Below are 20599 nucleotides of genomic sequence, written 5' to 3'. Positions count from 1 at the left end.
GAAACAGAGAGGGAAGCTGAAGGCGCAAGAGAAAAAGCAAGAAAGAGAGAAGAAGAAGAGGGAAAAGAAAAAAGAGAAGGAACAGAAAAAGAGAGAGAAGCAAAGAGAGAAGAAAGAGAAGAAAAAAGAGAAAGAAAAGAAGAAACGAGAAAAACAGAAAGGGAAAGAGAGGCATAATCGCGGAGGAAATGATCGTTGAACGACTAAAAACATGAAGTGGATTGTAAGGAGTATGACTTCTGGCTGTTTCAAGGCATTCTCTGGTTTTTAATGAAAACGCCTATAGAAAGGAGATAAAGTATGACACGTGTTACTAATTTTCCAAAAGGATTATCAAAACCTGCAATAAGAGCACTAGAGGGAGCAGGTTACACAGACATAAACCAGTTAGTAGAAATAACCGAAAAAGAATTAGCCGCTCTGCATGGTATGGGACCGAGAGGTATAAAAATAATCAAAGATGCGCTTAAGGAAAAAGGTTGTTCATTTAAGAGTGAATAAGCTTGTAAGTTTAGTACAAGTTCAAACCTGAAATTTGGACGTCTGTTTACTAGTAGTTAATTAAAGGGAGTCAACAGGTGGTTGCAGGAGATGATCAATTTTGGTGATCATCTCCTGTTTTCATGAAGTAAGGTTTATCTCATAAATCCACCTTCTGAATGGATGATCTGGCCTGTAATCCAGCCTGCTTCCTCGCTAGCTAGGAATGCAATTAATTTTGCGGCGTCTTTTGGCTCCCCTATTCGACCGAAAGGAAACATGGGGGCTAGACCGCTTTTTATTTCATCAGTCATCCAACCTGTATCTGTTGGGCCGGGATTAATGGCGTTAACTGTTATCCCTAAAGGGGCTAGTTCGGCTGACATAGTAATCGTTAAAGCGTCCACGGCCCCCTTTGTTGTGGCGTATGCTAATTCTCCGGGCATAGGACCTCGAAATTGACCCGATGTAAGATTAACTATTCTTCCGCCAGATTTCTTGGTAAAATGTTGAGCGAATTTACTACTAATCAAAGTCGTAGCCCGAACATTGACCATGTAATGTTTATCTAATTCAGACGCAGTAATATTTGTATAATCGTTATTAGTCGAATAAGCTGCGTTGTTTATTAAAATATCTGGATTGCCAAGTTGTTCCTTAACATAATTCATCAGTTGATCAGGGGCCTCATCTTTAGTGAGATCCAGCTCTAAAGATGCTGTCCGGACACCCTTCTTTGACAGTTCTTCTTTTAATTTCAGCGGTTCATCTGAAGACATACTCCAAGGCATCTTTTTATCGTACTCTGTCCAGTACGTAAAAAATACATCATATCCTGCTTCGGCTAATTCGTTACAAATAGCCGCCCCGATACCTCGCAGACGGCTTACCCCGGTAACAATAGCAATTTTCCTTTGTACTTCTCTCATTACAAGTGCTCCCCCAATTTGACTATGATTAAGTCTATTGTTTTGAAAGTAATTATACACCAAATGCTCCGTTATGTGGATAGAGGGATCCATCATAAATGCAATGTAAATATCGCAAGAACAATGTTGGAAAGGTATAACTCGTAAAACAACTTTTAAAGGGGAAGAGGAAGAGCGGTTTTTATAATTGCAACGAAACTAGATGCTCGTCAAATGCGTCGATAATTTCAAGGAAGTGATTGGCCTCCCTGTATACATGATCTGCAAGAAGCGGATGGATAATGCTTTTAATTTTGCAAGCCTCAATGAGTTCCCTTGCCGTCTTCTTGAATTCTCGAAGCGATACAACGGACACTCTGTTTTGATCCAGGAATTGTTCAAGTAGAGGAACGGTCTCTGATTGCGGGCGCATGCTATCCAGGTCTTGTGCTTGAAATAACAATTGATCAAAGTCATGGCTGAAATCTCTCGCTTGTTCGACAAGTTTGCGTTCAGAAGGGTCTAATAAATGGCCGATAAATTTGGAATGGTCTGCCATGATACGCAAAAAGAAGACATTTTCTTTTATGATAGCTTCCGGCAGGGGTTTTAATTTTCCTTCATTTAATTCCTTGAGGCGTTTAGCGAAATAAGCTGCCTCTCGGCTAATGTGATCTACTAGTAAAGGCATATTATTTGATATAATTTTGCAGCTCAGAATCAGGCCAAGCACTTTTCGTTTAAATGCCCAAATCGATGCGGCTGCTTGATACACTTGGTTGTTAAATTGACGAATTACTTCTGGACTTGTTTGTGCATTATAATTGGCAGCCTGTTCTTCGATTTGCTCAAATATTACAATATACTGCCGTGCTTCTTGGATAAGCTTTGTCTGGTCGGCTGTGAAACCTAAGCTTAAGAAGAAAGCATGTTCTTTCATAATTCTTGACCAAAAGCGAATCTCTTCTAACGATTGCATAACGAAAGACGTTATAGCCCTCACTCCTTCAAAATTCAATCGGCTCATTCTATGCTTTACATACATAATAAATAACTGAAACCCAGCGATAGCGATATAAAGCGGGTGTAGAACATAAAAAAACCTTGTAAAATTGTTTTACAAGGTCAATGTACTGTGTATGGGCACGCTTGAAAATGGTGCTTGTATGAGTGTTGATTGTCTTATTGATTAGATGTGTTGCATTTTCTCTCTAATTCCAGCACATCCGCGAAACATTCCATTGCTGCACTAATATAAAGATCTAGATAATGAGGTTCTATGTATTCGGTAATTCGTTCAAGCAGTTCCGTCTTAACAAGTAGGGGTCGATCTTTCGGGAAGTATATTGGTGAATAGACGGGTTTGCCACTGGCTCTTTCATTGTTTACAACGAGTCGTAAATGAGTCATTTAGATACCAACCTTCTCAACTCCCACTTGGGCAGTTTGTCTTATATTTGTGACATAATTGTAGCACGAATATCTAATTTCTTATAATGGGAATTGAAGGAAAAAAGTAATGAAAAACAAATAGGTTTGGCAAATGGTTATAATACAAATTTAATTGGAAAATACTATATGTTATAATGAAAGAAGAGAAAGAAGGTGAGCGATTGCGTCGAAAGTATGGAAGGCTTCTGAAAAAGGACAATGTTATTGTTTTTCCAGGAGCTTATGAAAACCTCGTGGAAGCCGGAAAACTGGCAGTAGATCAGGAACAATTTGAAAAAGCTGTGGAAGCTTTTGACCAAGCAATTAATTACAATCCCGATAGTTCGGAGTTTCTTGGCCCATATGCAATCGCGCTTTATGAGACGAAAGACTTCTCTCGTGCCAAGGAGTTTGCTGCCCGACTCCTATATAGTGGAACAGCGGATTATATTGCGGCAATGGAATTGTATTTGGCTATCAGTATCCAATTGCAGCATTATGATGAAGTGAGGGAGACAATCGATACCTTGTTTGAAGAACAGATCATTCCGGAACGGATGTTGAAGAAATTCAATTATTTGCGTGAACTGAATGAGCGCCTGTCTGATCGGTACAATGAAAGCGAAGGACATGCTCCCGCTGTACGTTTCTCGTTTGAAGAATTTATGGACATTGGGACAGACATGCAGCAGGCGATGCTTGCTTCGCTTGAAAATGGTGAGCTGGACGCAATGCTTCCGGTGTTAATCAAAATTATTGGTTCAGATGAATTATCACCGATTGTAAAAACGTTCGCTTTGATTTTATTAAAACAGGCAGAGTACGGAAAAGCGGTTGAAATTCGAAAGTTTGGCATGGAAATGACGGTTCACCCGAATCTGCTGCCATTGCCGAATGAAGATAAGTTGACCAGTGATGTCTTCGAGCTTGCGGAGAGGTCATTTGAGAAAGATCCAACCAAACTGGAAATGCTCAAGTCCATCATCCGTAAATATGGGATTGTTACGTATCCATTCAGTTGGGGGAACTATACAGCTGACGAAGTGATGGAAGCGTATGCACTATACATAGAAAGCCTGATGTCAGGACAACAGCTGCCCGAGGATGAACTGATTGATTTCATTCATTACATCGACACTGATTTTGATCGATGAACAAGGGGATGGTACTTGATATTAAATCTGTTGAAAGATAGGAAGACTATGATATACTGTAATGGTTGTAAATGACGTATATACGTGATGAAATATATTGTTGATAATGATTCGGAGGTAGTTGTAATGTCAGTTAAATGGGAAAAGCAAGAAGGAAATAAAGGTACGTTGACCGTTGAAGTTTCTGCAGAGCAATTTGATGGGGCTCTTGATAAAGCATTTGCTAAAGTCGTGACAAAAGTTCAAGCGCCTGGTTTCCGTAAAGGAAAAATGCCGCGTAAAATGTTTGAAAAAATGTATGGAGTAGAATCTCTATATAATGATGCACTCGACTTCATTCTGCCTGAAACATATTCCAACGCACTTGATGAAGCGGATGTAGAACCGATTGCGCAACCGGAAATTGAAGTTGAGAAAATCGGCAAAGGCGAGACGCTTGTCTATAAAGCTCACGTTCAATTGAAACCAGAAGTGAAACTCGGCGACTACAAAGGTCTTGAAGTGAAACGCCAAGATACTGAAGTGACAGATGAAGAAATCGAAGCTCAATTGAAAGACCGCCAGCAAGCTTTCGCTGAAATGGTAGTCAAAGAAGAAGGCGCTATCGAAAACGGAGACACAGTCAACCTCGACTTCGAAGGTTTCACTGGTGGAGAGCCGTTTGAAGGCGGAAAAGCGGAAGGGTATGATCTTGAAATTGGTTCTGGATCCTTCATCCCTGGCTTTGAAGAGCAAATGGTCGGCATGAAAGTCGGCGAAGAAAAAGACGTTGAATTGACATTCCCTGAAGAATACCATGCAGCTGAATTGGCTGGCCAACCTGCAGTATTCAAAGTGAAAGTAAACGAAATCAAAACAAAAGAAATCCCGGCTTTGGACGATGAACTTGCAAAGGAAATCGACGAAGAGGTATCTTCTCTTGATGAATTGCGTACGAAATTGAAAGAAAAGACTGCTGAAGAGAAAAAAGGCGCATCTGAAACTGCTCTTCGTGATGAGCTAGTTGAAGCGGCAGCAAATAACACTGAAGTGGATATTCCTGAAGTGATGATCGAGTCTGAAATCGACCGCATGATGGAAGACTTTGGCCGTCGCCTTCAAATGCAAGGCATGAATCTTGACCTATACTATCAGTTCTCTGGTCAAGACGAAGCTGCTCTACGTTCTCAAATGAAGGACGACGCATTAAGCCGCGTACGTGTTTCTTTGACACTTGAAGCAATCGCGAAAGCGGAAAACGTGGAAGTGACAGAAGAAGAAATCAACGCTGAGCTTCAAAAAATGTCCGAGCAATTCGGCATGGAAATCGATCAAATTAAAAAGACACTAGGCGGCACGGACGTTCTTGAAAACGACCTTCGTTTTAATAAAACGGTTGAGCTTCTTGTCGACAACGCTAAAATTACTGAATAATAACCGAATGTTTAGCTGAATATAACAAGGTACGGAAGTCCGTACCTTGTTTTTCATAGGATCAGACAGTTCCAGCGCGTAATTCTAATTAGTTGATAAACACGGGGGAATCTTGTAAGATTGTCACTTGATAGGGGTGAGCATGATGTTCAAATTTAATGATGAAAAAGATAATTTAAGCTGTTCATTTTGTGGGAAAACACAGGACCAGGTACGGAAGCTTGTAGCTGGCCAAGGTGTTTACATTTGTGATGAATGTGTAGAATTATGTGCAGAAATCGTCGAAGAGGAAGTGGGTCTTGACGAAGACTTCGAGCTGAAAGATGTTCCGAAGCCACGTGAAATCCAAAGCATCCTTGATGAATATATCATTGGCCAGGATCGTGCCAAGAAATCATTGGCAGTTGCCGTTTATAACCATTACAAACGCGTAAACTCCAACAGCAAGATCGACGATGTGGAAATTTCCAAATCGAATATTGTCTTGATCGGACCAACAGGTAGCGGGAAGACATTGCTTGCACAAACTTTGGCCCGTATTTTGAATGTTCCTTTCGCCATTGCGGATGCGACTTCATTGACGGAAGCGGGATATGTTGGAGAAGATGTCGAAAACATTCTTCTTAAATTGATCCAAGCCGCTGATTTTGATATTGAGCGTGCAGAAAAAGGGATCATTTATATCGATGAGATCGACAAAGTGGCAAGAAAAGCTGAAAATGCATCGATCACCCGAGATGTTTCAGGGGAAGGCGTGCAGCAAGCACTGCTTAAAATTCTGGAAGGTACGGTTGCCAGCGTTCCGCCACAAGGCGGCCGAAAACATCCACATCAAGAATTCCTTCAAATTGACACAACCAACATATTATTTATCGTAGGTGGTGCGTTTGATGGAATCGAAGAAATTATTAAACGCCGGACGGGACGTAAGGTCATCGGATTCGGTTCCAACGAAGAGAAGGAAGAGAAGAAGGAAGGTACTGTGCTTTCTCAATTAATTCCTGAAGACCTTCAGAAATTTGGACTCATTCCGGAATTCATAGGACGCCTTCCAGTCATCGCGACACTTGAGCCGTTGAATGAGGATACATTGTATCAAATTTTAACTGTTCCGAAGAACGCTATCGTGAAACAGTATCAAAAAATGGTCGAAATGGATGGAGTGCAGCTCCGTTTTGAAGATGACGCATTAATTGAAATTGCAAAAGAAGCGATTGAGCGTAAAACGGGTGCTCGTGGATTGCGTTCCATCATAGAAAATATCATGTTGGATATCATGTATGAGCTGCCGTCCCTTGAGGAAGTGACGGAATGCGTTATTACAAAAGACGCGGTTCTTGGTAAATCCAACCCACTTTTATACCGTGCGGACGGATCCCAACTGGATTTGGATCAAGAGAAGACAGCTTGATGCATGGAGGAAATAGCTGACTCCGAAGATGCGATTCACTCGCTCGTCGGTTGTCGGCTTTTTCCACCTTATAGGATTCATTGAAGTTGGACATACATAACTTATGGAGGTGACTTCCGTATGCCATTGAAAACGAACATACCTTTATTGCCACTTCGCGGGATGTTGGTATATCCGTCGATGATTTTACATATTGACGTCGGGAGAGAGCGCTCCGTTTTTGCGATCGAACATGCCATTGCCCAAGAAAATCTCATTTTCCTTGTGACCCAGCGCGATATTACAATGGAAAATCCAGAGGCAGAAGATATTTATCAAATTGGCACATTGGCCACTGTAAAATCATTGACCCAATTGCCGAATGGTACGCATCGTGTGTTGATTGAAGGAATGGAACGGGCAGCGTGGTCGAACTATCGGGAAGCAGATCTATATCCTGTAGTGGACGTGGAAAGTATTCCTGACGTGCAAGTGAAAGATGCGGAGAGTGTAGCACTCATGCGAACGCTTCTTTCCTATTTTAAGAAATTTGCCAAAATATCCAAACGTGTATCAAAAGAAACATTGGCGACGTTTGAACAGATTGAAGAACCAGGACGTCTAGCTGATACGCTCGCTTCGCATATGCCGATTAATATTACTTCGAAGCAGGAAATCCTTGAAATGCTGGACGTGAAAGAACGCCTCGAGTGGATGATCAGCAAGCTGCATAATGAGCAGGAAGTTATGAACTTAGAGAAAAAGATCAACGAGCGGGTCAGGGAAGCGATGGAACGCACGCAAAAGGAATTTTATTTGCGTGAGCAAATGAAGGCCATCCAGACGGAATTGGGCGATAAGGATGGAAAAGGGCTTGAAATCGCAGAACTGAAGGAGCGTATTGAAGGAGCTGCCATGCCGGAAGGCGCAAAAGAAGCAGCATTGCGTGAACTCGATCGCTATGAGAAGCTGCCATCTGCAGCTGCGGAAAGCGGTGTAATCCGGAACTATGTCGAATGGCTCGTTACATTGCCATGGTCAAATGCATCGAAAGACCAGCTCGATATTAACCGGTCAGAAGAGATATTGAATCGTGATCACGAAGGTTTGGAAAAAGTGAAGGAGCGTATTTTGGAATATTTGGCTGTCCGCCAAATGACGAATTCGCTTCGCGGACCTATTCTCTGTCTTGATGGACCACCGGGTGTCGGAAAGACTTCCTTGGCACGTTCAATCGCAGAATCACTCGGCAGGAAATTTGTCCGTATTTCACTTGGCGGAGTGCGCGATGAATCCGAAATCAGGGGACATCGACGTACGTATGTCGGGGCAATGCCTGGCCGTATCATTCAAGGGATGAAAAAAGCGGGAACGATTAATCCTGTTTTCCTTTTGGATGAAATTGATAAAATGTCGAATGACTTCCGGGGAGATCCTTCGTCCGCGATGTTGGAAGTGCTGGATCCGGAACAGAACAGCACCTTCAGCGACCATTACATTGAAGAGCCGTATGACCTATCGAATGTCTTGTTCATTGCTACATCTAACGATCTTAGCTCAATTCCGGGACCACTGCGCGACCGGATGGAGATTATTTCAATTGCCGGCTATACAGAGCTTGAGAAACAGTCGATTGCTAAAAATCATTTGATTCCAAGGCAGCTGAAAGAACATGGCCTGATTAAATCCCAAGTGCGTTTTTCTGATGAAGCAATTTTGGACATCGTCCGCCATTATACAAGGGAAGCCGGCGTCCGGAATTTGGAGAGGGAGATTGCGCGGATTTGCCGCAAGGCTGCCAAGATGATCGTTACAGGAGAACGGAAAAGTATTACTGTTAATCCGAAGACGGTCGAATTATTGTTAGGAAAGAAAAAATTTAAGCACGGTAAAGCAGAGGAAGTCAATCAAGTCGGTGTTGCGACAGGTCTTGCCTATACGACAGTCGGCGGGGATACGTTGCAAATCGAGGTTTCATTGTCACCCGGAAAAGGTAGGTTACTACTGACAGGTAAATTGGGCGATGTCATGAAAGAATCAGCACAGACCGCGATGTCCTATGTCCGGTCAAAGGCAGAAGAATTCAACATAGTCGAGGCATTCCACGAAACGCAAGATATCCATATCCACGTTCCGGAAGGTGCGGTGCCGAAGGACGGACCTTCAGCGGGCATTGCAATTGCCACTGCTTTAGTATCTGCCTTGACGAAGCGTCCTGTCCGGCGGGAAGTCGGGATGACGGGTGAAATCACACTGCGCGGCCGTGTGTTGCCGATTGGCGGAGTAAAAGAGAAGACTTTAGGTGCCCATCGCGCTGGATTGACAACCGTCATTTTACCAATGGATAATGAACGCGATATAGAAGATATTCCTGAAAGTGTGCGAAAAGAATTGACGTTCAAGCTCGTTTCGGATGCGGAAGAAGTACTCGACATCGCATTGGAGGCAAAATTGCAATGAAAGTCAATAATGTGGAAATGATAATGAGTGCTGTTAAGCCAGAACAATATCCGGATAATGGGTATCCGGAATTTGCGTTAGCTGGCCGTTCAAATGTCGGTAAATCTTCATTTATTAATAAAATGATTGGAAGAAAAAGCTTAGCCCGGACATCTTCCAAACCGGGAAAGACCCAAACGTTGAACTTCTATAAAATTGAGGAACAGCTATTTTTTGTTGACGTGCCAGGGTATGGCTATGCGAAAGTATCCAAATCTGAACGGGAAGCTTGGGGAAAAATGATCGAACGATATTTGACTGGCCGCGAACAATTGCGTGCCGTCATCCAGATCGTTGATTTGCGCCATGCGCCTTCAGAAGATGATCGGCTGATGTATGACTTTATCGTGCATTACAATCTGCCGGCCATCATCATCGCAACGAAGGCAGATAAAATTCCAAAAGGCAAATGGATGAAACATAAAAAAGTCATCAAAGATGCATTGAACCTTCGCCCTGAAGACCCGCTCATCGTCTTCTCCTCTGAAAAAGGAATTGGCATGGAAGAAGCCTGGAGGGAAATTGAAAGTAGAATGTAGTAAGTTATTTTTCCAACCATGGAAAAGTCCGGACAGGAAAACTGTTCCGGACTTGTTTATTATATAATAATGATTATAAAAACAGCTTATGAACCGTTTGATTTCATAGCTTGTTCACAATTCAAACCGCCATTGCAACATAAATATGTTATAATAAGTACCGTTGAATAAGAACGTGAGAGGTGTGAAGGACCCAATGCATACAATCGTAGTTGGTGTCAATCACCGTACGGCGCCTGTTGAAATACGGGAGAAGGTTTCTTTCGTTGAAGCAGAGCTGCCTGAGGCGATGCGACAATTGCAGCAAGAAAAAAGCATATTGGAGAATATTATCATTTCGACTTGCAACCGGACGGAAATTTACGCTGTAGCGGATCAGCTGCACACAGGGCGTTACTACGTTAAACGGTTCCTTGCGGATTGGTTTGGTCTCTCCATGGATGAGTTGTCACCACACTTGCTCATTTTCGAAAATGACGGAGCGTATGAACATTTGATGCGTGTGGCGGCAGGCATCGATTCGATGGTGCTCGGAGAGACACAAATTTTAGGCCAAGTCCGCTCCAGCTTTTTATTGGCGCAGGAAATCGGCACGACCGGAACAATCTTTAATGAATTGTTCAAGCAGGCGATTACGCTTGCGAAACGGGCTCATTCAGAAACGGCAATTGGTGAAAATGCCGTTTCCGTTTCCTATGCTGCCGTAGAACTGGGCAAAAAGATTTTTGGTACGTTGAATGATAAGCATATCGTCATCCTTGGGGCAGGCAAAATGGGTGAGCTCGCCATCAAAAACTTGTATGGTAATGGTGTAGGCCAAGTGACTGTCGTCAACCGGACATTGTCCAAAGCGGAAAACCTTGCTGCACAATTTGGCGGAAGCGCCAAATCAATGCAGGAGCTGCAATGCACTTTGCTGGAAGCTGATATTTTGATTAGCTCGACAGGTGCTACGGATTTTGTCATCGACTTGGAACTTATGCAAATGGTGGAGAAGCTTCGTAAAGGGAAACCTTTGTTTATGGTCGACATCGCAGTGCCGCGTGACTTGGATCCTCGCATTGGCGAACTTCCAAGCGTCTTCTTATATGACATAGATGATATGCAGGGCATCGTGGAAGCGAACCTTGCTGAGCGTAAGCGTGCTGCTGATGAAATCGGCATCATGATTGAGCAAGAAATCGTCATGTTTAAAGAATGGGTGGCGACACTTGGTGTTGTGCCAATCATTTCGACATTGCGGAATAAAGCGCTCCAAATCCAAGCGGATGCGATGACTAGCATTGAAAATAAAATGCCGAATTTGACTGATCGGGAGAAGAAACTCCTGAACAAACATACAAAATCTATTGTCAATCAATTATTAAAAGAACCGATCCTACAGGCGAAAGAGTTGGCGACCGATCCGGATGCGATGGAAAAGCTGGCGCTATTCCAACAAATTTTCGGCATTGCCGAGAAGGAGTCTGCAAGCCCAGCCGGAAAAACGGAATCGAAAGACAGCGTTCAACCGGTGAAAATCGGCAGCGCTCCGGAATTGTCATATTGATCGGAAGAATCGGATGCACACTTTGGTTTAAAGGTGGGCTTCCGATTTCGTCCGCTCTTTCATCGTTTGAAAGGCAGAGATTGCATCATGGCTGAAATGACCATGGCCAGGTTCCATGAACTTGTAGTCATCCTGTACGCGGTGAGCCTCGTATTTTATTTCATTGATTATTTGAATAAAGATACGGTCGCTCACCGCAGTGCGTTTTGGATACTCTCGCTTGTATACGTTTTGCAAACCGGTTATTTGATTTTCCATATGATTGAAACGAAACGGTTCCCGATCCTTTCCCTGTTTGAAGGGATCTATTTTTTCTCGTGGCTGCTCATAACGCTGTCCGTCATTCTGCATCTCGTCTATAAAGTTGGATTTGCGGTATTTTTCCTGAATGTGATCGGGTTCATCTTTATGACGATTTACACGTTTGCGCCATTTCAGATTGAACAGTCTCCCATTGGTGAATCGCTCATTTCTGAATTGCTTTTTATCCATGTAACATTCGCAATTCTTTCGTATGCAGCGTTTGCCATATCCCTCGTATTCGCCATTTTATATTTGCTAGTTTATAAGGTACTGAAAAAGAAGAAATGGACGAAGCAGTTTGCCCGGTTTCCTTCTCTTCATCAATCGGCAATTGGAATGAAAGCGGCTATTTTTACGGGAATTCCTTTGTTGCTGATCAGTTTAATTTTAGGCATGCAATGGGCGACAGTGGCGCTCGATCATTGGTCATTCTTCGATGTAAAGATTATCGGCTCATTCTTTCTCATTTTGCTTTATAGTTTGGTATTATTTTTGCAAAAGAGTGGAAAACTGACAGCGAACGATTTTGCATGGGCGAACGTCTTCGCTTTTCTTTTCGTCATCATCAATTTTTTCTTAGGCAGTAAACTATCACAATTTCATTTTTGGATTTAGCTTCAGTCAGGAAGACGGATTGGGCTTTCTATGGAAAGGAATGTGTTTCATTGAGAAAAATCATCGTAGGTTCCAGAAGAAGCAAGCTCGCATTGACGCAGACAAACTGGTTTATTGAACAGTTGAAAGCAGCGGGGGCGCCCTTTGAATTTGAAGTGAAGGAAATTGTTACGAAAGGCGATCAGATCCTTGACGTTATGCTTTCCAAAGTTGGCGGAAAAGGACTGTTTGTCAAAGAGATCGAGCAAGCCTTGTATAACAAGGAAATTGATTTTGCGGTACATAGTATGAAGGATATGCCGGCGGTTCTGCCTGAAGGACTCACGATCGGCTGCATCCCGCCTCGTGAAGATGCGCGTGACGCATATATTTCAAAAGGCCATGTCAAGTTTATGGACCTGCCGGCTGGAGCGGTTGTCGGAACGTCGAGCTTGCGTCGAAGCTCCCAGTTGCTATTAATGCGACCAGATATTGAGATCAAGTGGATTCGCGGAAATATTGATACGCGCCTGAAAAAGATGCAGGACGGCGAATATGATGCGATCCTATTGGCGGCGGCAGGCTTGAAGCGAATGGGCTGGAATGATGAAGTTGTGACGGAGTACATGGCACTGGAGGATTGCATCCCGGCGGTCGGACAAGGAGCACTTGCGATCGAATGCCGAAGTGATGATGATGAGCTTCTTGCAGAGCTATCGAAACTGACCGATGATAAAACATGGAAAGAAGTAGAGGCTGAGCGTACATTCCTCAGTGAAATGGATGGTTCCTGCCAAGTGCCGATTGCCGGTTTTGCAAAACTGGATGGCAATGAAGTGAAGTTGACTGGTTTTATCGCATCTCCAGACGCGAAGGAGATCTTCAAAGAGACGATTAGCGGCGATAGTGCTGTAGAAGTAGGAAAAGCGGTAGCTGCCAAACTGAAAGAAGAAGGGGCCGCTGCTGTTATTGAGAAAGTGAAGGCGGAAATGAATGACTGACGGCAAACCGCTTGCTGGAGAAAACGTCATCTTCACCGGAACAAAGAAATCACCCGAAGTTTTTGATATGGTCAAGCGATATGGAGGACATCCTATTGCGGCGCCGCTCATTCGGGTGGAAGAAATTGTAGAGGCAACAGATGAAAGCCGGATGCGGGAGTGCAATCAATTCGATTGGCTCATTTTCACAAGTCAATCTGCTGTCCGGGCGTTCCATGCAAAAATGGAACGTTTTCATTTATCAGCTGACCAGTTTATCATCAATATTGCTGCAGTTGGGACACAGACTGCGGCTGCACTCGAACGGTTAGGTTTTACAGTCGGTTTCATTCCCACCGTTTTTAGTGCGGACACGTTTGTCCAGCAATTTCGCCCCTCGGGAGACAGGCAAATGAAAGTTCTGTTTCTTCGGGGGTCTTTGGCAGGTTCCTTAATACGTGAGGAACTGCCTTTTGCAGTAAAGGAATGGACGGTCTATCGCACAGAGAATGCCATCGAATCGGTTGAGACCATTATCCGGTTGATTCGAACGGGTACATCCGTCTCCGTTCTGTTCGCCAGTCCTTCTGCTGTCCGTGTGTTTGCAGAAAATATAGCGCCAACTGTCGGATGGGAAGGTTTTACAATCGGTGCAATTGGACATGTGACAGAGCAGGCACTTCTCGATGAAGGAGCCTCTGTCCATGCCACTCCCGAAATTTATACATTAATGGAACTCGTCAACGCTTTGGCGAGACGAAAGGATGAGCAAAGATGACCAACTTGCAATTCAGAAGAAACCGCCGGCTGCGTAACTCGGCGGGACTCCGTTCAATGGTGCGGGAAACAAGCTTGAAAAAAGAAGACTTCATTTATCCAATTTTCGTAGCGGAAGGGGAAGGCATTAAAAAGCCGATTTCCTCTATGCCTGGCGTTTACCAGTTTTCATTGGATCAGCTGGCCGCAGAAGTGGATGAAGTGGTCTCGCTCGGCATCCCTTCGATTATCTTATTTGGTATCCCAGCTGAAAAAGATGCAGTCGGATCCGGAGCATATCACGATCATGGAATCGTCCAGAAAGCGACTCGCTTCGTAAAAGAACGTCACCCTGAATTGATTGTCGTTGCGGATACTTGCTTGTGCGAATATACAGACCATGGACATTGCGGTGTCATTGAAGGAGAGAAAGTGCTGAACGATCCTTCACTGGATCTTCTTGCGAAGACAGCAGTAAGCCAAGCGAAGGCTGGAGCCGATATTATCGCACCATCGAACATGATGGACGGGTTTGTTGCAGCAATCCGAAAAGGCTTGGACGAAGCAGGCTTCGAAGATATTCCGATCATGTCCTATGCGGTGAAATATGCTTCCGCTTATTACGGTCCATTCCGGGATGCTGCGGAATCCGCACCACAATTTGGCGACCGCAAGACGTACCAAATGGATTATGCGAACCGGATGGAAGCTTTGCGGGAAGCAGAGTCGGATGTGATGGAAGGCGCAGACTTCCTTATTGTAAAGCCGGCGTTATCCTATATGGATATTATCCGCGATGTGAAAAATAATGTCCTCTTGCCGGTTGTTGCCTACAATGTAAGCGGTGAGTATGCAATGGTCAAAGCAGCTGCACAAAACGGATGGATTGACGAAAAGCAAATCGTTCTTGAAACATTGACAAGTATGAAGCGTGCTGGAGCGGATATTATCATGACATACCATGCCAAAGACGCGGCGCGCTGGTTGGAGGAGAATTGAGTGAGCAGACAATATGAAAAATCCAGAGAGGCATTTGCCGAAGCGGTTAACTTATTGCCAGGCGGGGTAAACTCCCCGGTACGTGCATTCAAGTCAGTCAATATGGATCCGATTTTCATGGAAAGCGGGAAAGGTGCCGTCATTAAAGATATCGATGGCAACGAATATATCGACTATGTCCTTTCATGGGGCCCGCTTATCCTAGGACATACTGATCCAGATGTAGTCGAAGGAATCAAGCGAGTCGCGGAAACGGGGACAAGCTTCGGTGCTCCGACTTTGCTTGAGAATGAACTTGCGAAAATTGTAATCGACCGAGTGCCATCTATTGAAATGGTCCGCATGGTTTCATCCGGTACGGAAGCGACAATGAGTGCGTTAAGACTGGCGCGCGGGTACACAGGCCGGAATAAAATCCTGAAATTTGAAGGCTGTTATCACGGCCATGGGGATTCCTTGCTCATTAAAGCGGGTTCTGGTGTCGCTACACTTGGCTTGCCGGATAGCCCCGGTGTTCCAGAAGGCATCGCAAAAAATACAATTACCGTTGCCTACAACGACTTGGAAAGTGTAAAAGCGGTCTTTGAACAATTCGGGGATGATCTCGCTGGTATCATTGTGGAACCGGTTGCCGGCAATATGGGGGTCGTTCCTCCACAGCCTGGCTTCTTGGAAGGTTTGCGTGAATTGACCGAGAAAAATGGCACGCTGTTGATCTTTGATGAAGTCATGACTGGCTTCCGCGTCGGTTACAACTGTGCGCAAGGCTATTTTGGCATCACGCCAGATTTGACTTGCCTAGGAAAAGTAATCGGAGGCGGGCTTCCTGTCGGTGCTTATGGCGGTAAACGGGAAATCATGGAGCATATCGCGCCAGCAGGAACTGTATATCAAGCTGGTACATTATCCGGAAATCCACTTGCCATGACAGCTGGTATTGAGACATTGAAAAAGCTGACACCTGCTTCGTATGAACACTTCATGAAGCTTGGCGATCAGTTAGAAGCTGGTTTCCGTGAAGCGGCTACGAAATATGATATACCGCACACAGTCAACCGTGCAGGTTCGATGATCGGATTCTTCTTTACGAACGAAGACGTCATTAATTACGATAAAGCGAAAACGTCGGATTTGAGTCTCTTCGCGGAGTATTTCCGTTTGATGGCCGAAGAAGGAATCTTCTTGCCGCCATCCCAATTCGAAGGTATGTTCCTATCCACGGCACATACGGAAGAGCATATTGAACAGACGGTGAAGGCGTTCCATACAGTGTTTGAGAAGTTATCAAAATGACAATAAATTTTTGCACTATGATTCGGTTATTTACGAATCATAGTGTTTTTTTATTGAATTCCTGCCTAAGCAGTCTACTCCAAGGCTTCCATGCATATGATGGCAAATGAGAAGAAGCAAGGGAGGGAATTCGTTGAGGAATTTACAATGGAAGATGGAAGAATCATTTTATTTCCCGGGACATATCGGCGTTCCTCAAGATGCCCAGTCGGTGAAAGTGAAGGCCGGTTTTACTGAAAAGAGAACGGATGACGCTGTGAGGTTGACGGGCATCTACCATATCGCTGCGAAAATCAATTTTCTAGAAGGGGAACGTCGCGAAGGACTTCCCGATTCGGCAGTATTTATTGATGATGTAGAACTGGAAGGCATGCAAGGATATTTTGAGTATGCGGTGCCGCTAAACATCGATCTACCGCCGGAAGTAGGCCATCCAATGCATGTCCATGCGAAAGATGTGAAGACAACCGTCGATGAAGAAGGGGTTCTTCAAATCACTTGGGATGTGGATTGTGTATATGGAGAAGACAGTAATAAATTGGCGGAGGGTAAGGTAAAGGAACCCGAAGCAGCGGTAAATGAGGTCGCAAAGAAGGAGCCGGTTGTTGCAGATGAGCAGAAGGAAAAAGCGGCTGCACAAAAGGAAGAAGCTGTTGTTCATGCGGAGACAAAAACCGAAAAGCAAGTGGTATCCAAGCAAATCATTCAAGCTGAAGTGAGCGAAGGAAAAGTTGAGGAGAACGCAGTAGCATCGGCGGCTGTTGAAAAGGAAGATATAGTTGAAGAGGCAACGGCGCCGTTAGCAGAAAGTAAAGCTGAAGACACGGTCGAGGCGATGGCTGCAGAGCCGGAAGAGAAGGTGGCAGTGGCAGTTACAGAAAAGGCCCCGCGTCAGGAAGAACAGACTGCTCTCGAAGCGCACGTCGCAACGTATGACAGCAGTTCGTTCACTGGGGGAGACGACATGCTATCATACATCGCGAGTCTTCAAGATGAATGGACCACAACGACCTTCCGTTCAAATGATGTTTTTGTATAACAGAAACGCGATTCCGCATAACAGACAGAGCAGGAGAAAGTCGCCGGTTGTCGGTACGACTAATACACGGATCAATTGAAAGCAGCATATTGGTATAATAATACCCTTACAATAAAAACGTGTTTTCCGCAGCCATGGTGGCAATAAATAAGGATTATACCCTCTTCTCATCACAATCTTCCTTTCGTAAAGTGGTTGACGTTTCCTATTCCATTCCGGTACAATAAGGTCAATTGCATATTGATGCGTGGAACGGGATAGTACACATGACGGTTCATTTTAGAGAGGGCTCGCCTGGTGAAAGAGCTTATGAATGGTTTTGTTGAAAGTCACCCGGGAGCAGTTTCCGTGAACTTTGAAGTAGCGGAAGCCGGTTAGAAGCCGTTATAAGATGTTGAGGTGCAGACGTTAGTTTGCACGAATAAAGGTGGTACCGCGAATATAACTCCTTCGTCCTTTTTGGCGATAGGGGTTTTTTTATTTTCCGGAAAACCTTCCCGCATCTTTTTCGCTCATATGCATCCTGTAGAGTAATGGTTGAAATGAAGGAGGAATTGGTATGACAACTGAAAATAGTACAATGCCAACGAAGTACGATCCGCAGTCGATTGAATCGGGACGATACGAATGGTGGCTTGAGGGCAAATATTTTGAAGCGCAGCCGGAGAGTGGGAAAGAACCCTATACGATCGTAATCCCACCGCCAAACGTAACAGGTAAATTGCATTTGGGTCACGCATGGGACACAACGTTGCAAGATATTCTGATCCGTATGAAACGGATGCAGGGCTATGACGCATTATGGCTGCCAGGCATGGACCATGCTGGAATTGCGACTCAAGCGAAAGTAGAAGAAAAACTGCGTGCTGATGGCAAAACAAGATATGACTTAGGAAGGGAAAAATTCCTTGAAGAAACATGGAAATGGAAAGAGGAATATGCCAGCCATATCCGGGCACAATGGTCGAAGCTTGGTCTAGCACTCGATTATTCCCGTGAACGGTTCACGCTTGATGAAGGACTGTCTCGCGCAGTTCGTGAAGTCTTTGTCAAATTGTATGAAAAAGGCCTTATCTACCGCGGCGAATATATTATCAACTGGGATCCGGCAACCAAAACAGCCATCTCTGATATTGAAGTAATCCATAAGGATGTACAGGGTGCATTCTATCATATGCGCTACCCACTAGCGGACGGAACCGGAAGCATCGAAATAGCGACGACCCGTCCTGAAACTATGCTTGGGGATACGGCGGTTGCAGTTCATCCGGAAGATGAGCGCTACAAGCATTTGATCGGAAAAACGGTCAAATTGCCGATCGTCGGCCGGGAAATTCCGATTGTTGCTGATGATTATGTCGACATGGAGTTTGGAAGCGGTGCGGTGAAAATTACACCTGCTCATGACCCGAACGACTTTGAAATCGGTAACCGCCACAATTTGCCTCGCGTTCTCGTCATGAATGAAGACGGCTCGATGAATAAGCTGGCGGGCAAATACGAAGGCATGGATCGGTTTGAATGCCGTAAACAGATCGTTAAGGATTTACAGGACATGGATGTCCTCTTCAAAATTGAAGAACATTTACATGCAGTCGGCCATTCAGAGCGAAGCGGCGCTGTAGTGGAACCGTATTTATCAACACAATGGTTCGTTAAAATGGGTCCACTAGCGAAAGAAGCGATCGATCTTCAGCATGGCGAAGGCAAAGTCAATTTTGTACCGGAACGTTTTGAAAAAACGTATTTGAATTGGATGGAAAACCTGCATGATTGGTGTATCTCTCGCCAGCTTTGGTGGGGCCACCGGATTCCGGCTTGGTATCATAAAGAAACAGGCGAAGTGTATGTAGGGCATGAAGCACCTGCTGATATCGAAAACTGGAACCAGGATAATGATGTTTTGGACACTTGGTTCTCCTCCGCGCTTTGGCCGTTCTCTACAATGGGCTGGCCGGATGCGGAAAACGAAGAATTCAAGCGCTATTATCCAACAGATACGCTCGTCACGGGCTATGACATCATTTATTTCTGGGTATCCCGGATGATTTTCCAAGGGATCGAGTTTACAGGGCAGCGTCCATTCAAAGACGTACTCATTCATGGCCTGGTGCGTGCAGAAGATGGACGGAAAATGTCCAAGTCGCTCGGCAACGGCGTAGATCCAATGGATGTCATCGATCAGTACGGGGCAGACGCATTGCGTTACTTCCTGGCAACAGGTTCATCGCCTGGCCAAGACCTTCGTTTCTCGACGGAGAAGGTTGAAGCGATCTGGAACTTTGCGAATAAAATCTGGAACGCATCCCGTTTTGCTTTGATGAACATGGATGGCATGACATACGAAGAAATCGATTTGTCCGGTGAGAAATCCGTAGCAGACGCTTGGATTTTGACACGCTTGAACGAAACGATCGAGCAAGTAACGAAACTCGCTGACAAGTATGAGTTCGGTGAAGTCGGCCGTGCCCTATACAATTTCATCTGGGACGATTTCTGCGACTGGTACATCGAGATGGCGAAATTGCCGTTATACGGGGAAGATGAAGCGGCGAAGAAGATGACTCGTTCGGTTCTAGCTTATGTGCTCGATAACACGATGCGTTTGTTGCATCCACTCATGCCGTTCATTACAGAAGAGATCTGGCAAAACCTCCCGCATGAAGGCGAATCAATCACGACAGCTGCTTGGCCGGTTGTTGATACGTCATTGACGGATACAGACAAAGCGTCAGCAATGAAACTGCTCGTCGATCTGATCCATGCAGTGCGTAATATCCGTGCGGAAGTAAACACGCCGATGAGCAAGAAAGTATCCTTGTACCTTGCAGCTAAAGATCAGGCGATTGTTGACGTGCTGGAAGCGAACCGGAATTACATCGAACGTTTCTGTAATCCGGAAACGCTTGAAATTGGCATTGGCATTTCTGCGCCAGGTAAATCGATGTCTGCTGTCATTACAGGAGCGGAACTGTTCTTGCCGCTTGAAGGCTTGATCAATGTCGAGGAAGAAATTGCGCGTCTGACGAAGGAATTGGCAAAGTGGGACAGCGAAGTGAAGCGCGTCCAAGGCAAACTTTCCAATGAGCGATTCATTTCCAAAGCACCGGAAGCGGTTGTAGCGGAAGAGCGCGAAAAAGAAAAAGATTACCTCGAGAAGAAGGCGGCTGTAGAGCGCCGGATTGAAGAATTGAAAGAAATGTAATAACAGCTGGCGGCCTTCTATCAGAAGAGACCGCCAGCTTTTTTGTTGTATCTGAGGTGTTTTTTAT

16 protein-coding genes and 1 other annotated feature are annotated in these 20599 nt (G+C 44.7%); of the genes, 14 read left to right on the top strand and 2 right to left on the bottom strand.

From position 1 onward, the window contains the following. Nucleotides 1–300: 300 nt before the first annotated feature. On the top strand, nucleotides 301–501 hold the full coding sequence (locus NCCP2222_RS02040) for a helix-hairpin-helix domain-containing protein (protein WP_248509137.1): 201 nt from the start codon (nucleotides 301–303) through the stop codon (nucleotides 499–501). A 134-nt stretch (nucleotides 502–635) separates the two neighbouring features. Here NCCP2222_RS02040 and NCCP2222_RS02035 read toward each other — a convergent pair whose 3' ends face one another. Then, nucleotides 636–1505 carry an SDR family oxidoreductase gene (locus NCCP2222_RS02035; RefSeq protein ID WP_375709147.1) on the bottom strand — a complete coding sequence of 290 codons (870 nt, stop codon included), beginning with the start codon at nucleotides 1503–1505 and terminating at the stop codon, nucleotides 636–638. An 85-nt stretch (nucleotides 1506–1590) separates the two neighbouring features. Then, entirely contained in the window at nucleotides 1591–2367 is a 777-nt protein-coding gene (locus tag NCCP2222_RS02030; protein ID WP_248509770.1) for a DUF2935 domain-containing protein, read from the bottom strand. A gap of 634 nt (nucleotides 2368–3001) precedes the next feature. Between NCCP2222_RS02030 and NCCP2222_RS02025 the strand changes: the two genes are divergently transcribed. The 13 genes from NCCP2222_RS02025 to NCCP2222_RS01960 all read left to right on the top strand — a co-directional run bounded on the left by NCCP2222_RS02025 (nucleotide 3002) and on the right by NCCP2222_RS01960 (nucleotide 20532). Next, on the top strand, nucleotides 3002–3973 hold the full coding sequence (locus NCCP2222_RS02025) for a tetratricopeptide repeat protein (protein WP_248509134.1): 972 nt from the start codon (nucleotides 3002–3004) through the stop codon (nucleotides 3971–3973). 126 nt (nucleotides 3974–4099) lie between these two features. Next, the gene (gene tig, locus NCCP2222_RS02020; RefSeq protein WP_248509133.1) at nucleotides 4100–5386 is read left to right on the top strand and encodes a trigger factor; all 1287 of its coding nucleotides are present in this window, start codon (nucleotides 4100–4102) and stop codon (nucleotides 5384–5386) included. 145 nt (nucleotides 5387–5531) lie between these two features. Continuing rightward, on the top strand, nucleotides 5532–6797 hold the full coding sequence (gene clpX, locus NCCP2222_RS02015; RefSeq protein ID WP_238082352.1) for an ATP-dependent protease ATP-binding subunit ClpX: 1266 nt from the start codon (nucleotides 5532–5534) through the stop codon (nucleotides 6795–6797). A gap of 120 nt (nucleotides 6798–6917) precedes the next feature. Beyond that, nucleotides 6918–9236: an endopeptidase La gene (lon, locus tag NCCP2222_RS02010; RefSeq protein ID WP_248509128.1), complete on the top strand. Its 2319-nt coding sequence runs from the start codon at nucleotides 6918–6920 to the stop codon at nucleotides 9234–9236. Next, a complete protein-coding gene (yihA, locus tag NCCP2222_RS02005; protein WP_248509127.1) occupies nucleotides 9233–9814 on the top strand; it encodes a ribosome biogenesis GTP-binding protein YihA/YsxC in 582 nt (193 codons plus the stop codon). The genes lon and yihA overlap by 4 nt, the downstream gene beginning before the upstream one ends. A 196-nt stretch (nucleotides 9815–10010) precedes the next feature. Beyond that, entirely contained in the window at nucleotides 10011–11363 is a 1353-nt protein-coding gene (gene hemA / locus NCCP2222_RS02000; RefSeq protein ID WP_282570630.1) for a glutamyl-tRNA reductase, read from the top strand. An 87-nt stretch (nucleotides 11364–11450) separates the two neighbouring features. Next, nucleotides 11451–12281 (top strand): cytochrome c biogenesis protein CcsA, encoded by an 831-nt coding sequence (gene ccsA / locus NCCP2222_RS01995; protein ID WP_248509113.1) that lies wholly within the window; start codon nucleotides 11451–11453, stop codon nucleotides 12279–12281. Between the two features lie 50 nt (nucleotides 12282–12331). Beyond that, on the top strand, nucleotides 12332–13261 hold the full coding sequence (gene hemC / locus NCCP2222_RS01990) for a hydroxymethylbilane synthase (protein ID WP_248509112.1): 930 nt from the start codon (nucleotides 12332–12334) through the stop codon (nucleotides 13259–13261). Beyond that, nucleotides 13254–14018 carry a uroporphyrinogen-III synthase gene (locus tag NCCP2222_RS01985; protein ID WP_248509111.1) on the top strand — a complete coding sequence of 255 codons (765 nt, stop codon included), beginning with the start codon at nucleotides 13254–13256 and terminating at the stop codon, nucleotides 14016–14018. The genes hemC and NCCP2222_RS01985 overlap by 8 nt, the downstream gene beginning before the upstream one ends. After that, nucleotides 14015–14995 (top strand): porphobilinogen synthase, encoded by a 981-nt coding sequence (gene hemB / locus NCCP2222_RS01980; RefSeq protein WP_248509110.1) that lies wholly within the window; start codon nucleotides 14015–14017, stop codon nucleotides 14993–14995. The genes NCCP2222_RS01985 and hemB overlap by 4 nt, the downstream gene beginning before the upstream one ends. Further along, complete coding sequence (gene hemL / locus NCCP2222_RS01975) at nucleotides 14996–16288, top strand: glutamate-1-semialdehyde 2,1-aminomutase (RefSeq protein ID WP_248509108.1); 1293 nt, start codon at nucleotides 14996–14998, stop codon at nucleotides 16286–16288. It begins immediately after the preceding gene. Nucleotides 16289–16421: 133 nt separating this feature from the next. Then, nucleotides 16422–17327, top strand: a complete 906-nt coding sequence (locus NCCP2222_RS01970) for a hypothetical protein (protein WP_248509106.1) — start codon at nucleotides 16422–16424, stop codon at nucleotides 17325–17327. A 239-nt stretch (nucleotides 17328–17566) separates the two neighbouring features. Further along, nucleotides 17567–17788, top strand: a binding site (T-box leader). 98 nt (nucleotides 17789–17886) lie between these two features. Then, entirely contained in the window at nucleotides 17887–20532 is a 2646-nt protein-coding gene (locus NCCP2222_RS01960) for a valine--tRNA ligase (RefSeq protein WP_248509102.1), read from the top strand. Nucleotides 20533–20599: the final 67 nt, after the last annotated feature.

It is taken from the genome of Sporosarcina sp. NCCP-2222 (assembly GCF_023168145.1).
Classification (GTDB): domain Bacteria; phylum Bacillota; class Bacilli; order Bacillales_A; family Planococcaceae; genus Sporosarcina.
The sequence above is the reverse complement of the archived record's forward strand: the minus strand, read 5'-3'. Positions and strand labels throughout refer to the sequence as shown.

Coding starts and splice junctions, on each gene's coding strand:
- hemB (WP_248509110.1), top strand. CDS start 14,015: ATGACCAACTTGCAATTCAGAAGAAACCGCCGGCTGCGTAACTCGGCG.
- hemA (WP_282570630.1), top strand. CDS start 10,011: ATGCATACAATCGTAGTTGGTGTCAATCACCGTACGGCGCCTGTTGAA.
- lon (WP_248509128.1), top strand. CDS start 6,918: ATGCCATTGAAAACGAACATACCTTTATTGCCACTTCGCGGGATGTTG.
- tig (WP_248509133.1), top strand. CDS start 4,100: ATGTCAGTTAAATGGGAAAAGCAAGAAGGAAATAAAGGTACGTTGACC.
- NCCP2222_RS01960 (WP_248509102.1), top strand. CDS start 17,887: ATGACAACTGAAAATAGTACAATGCCAACGAAGTACGATCCGCAGTCG.
- NCCP2222_RS02035 (WP_375709147.1), bottom strand. CDS start 1,505: ATGATGGATCCCTCTATCCACATAACGGAGCATTTGGTGTATAATTAC.
- NCCP2222_RS01985 (WP_248509111.1), top strand. CDS start 13,254: ATGACTGACGGCAAACCGCTTGCTGGAGAAAACGTCATCTTCACCGGA.
- ccsA (WP_248509113.1), top strand. CDS start 11,451: ATGGCTGAAATGACCATGGCCAGGTTCCATGAACTTGTAGTCATCCTG.
- yihA (WP_248509127.1), top strand. CDS start 9,233: ATGAAAGTCAATAATGTGGAAATGATAATGAGTGCTGTTAAGCCAGAA.
- NCCP2222_RS02040 (WP_248509137.1), top strand. CDS start 301: ATGACACGTGTTACTAATTTTCCAAAAGGATTATCAAAACCTGCAATA.
- clpX (WP_238082352.1), top strand. CDS start 5,532: ATGTTCAAATTTAATGATGAAAAAGATAATTTAAGCTGTTCATTTTGT.
- NCCP2222_RS02030 (WP_248509770.1), bottom strand. CDS start 2,367: ATGCAATCGTTAGAAGAGATTCGCTTTTGGTCAAGAATTATGAAAGAA.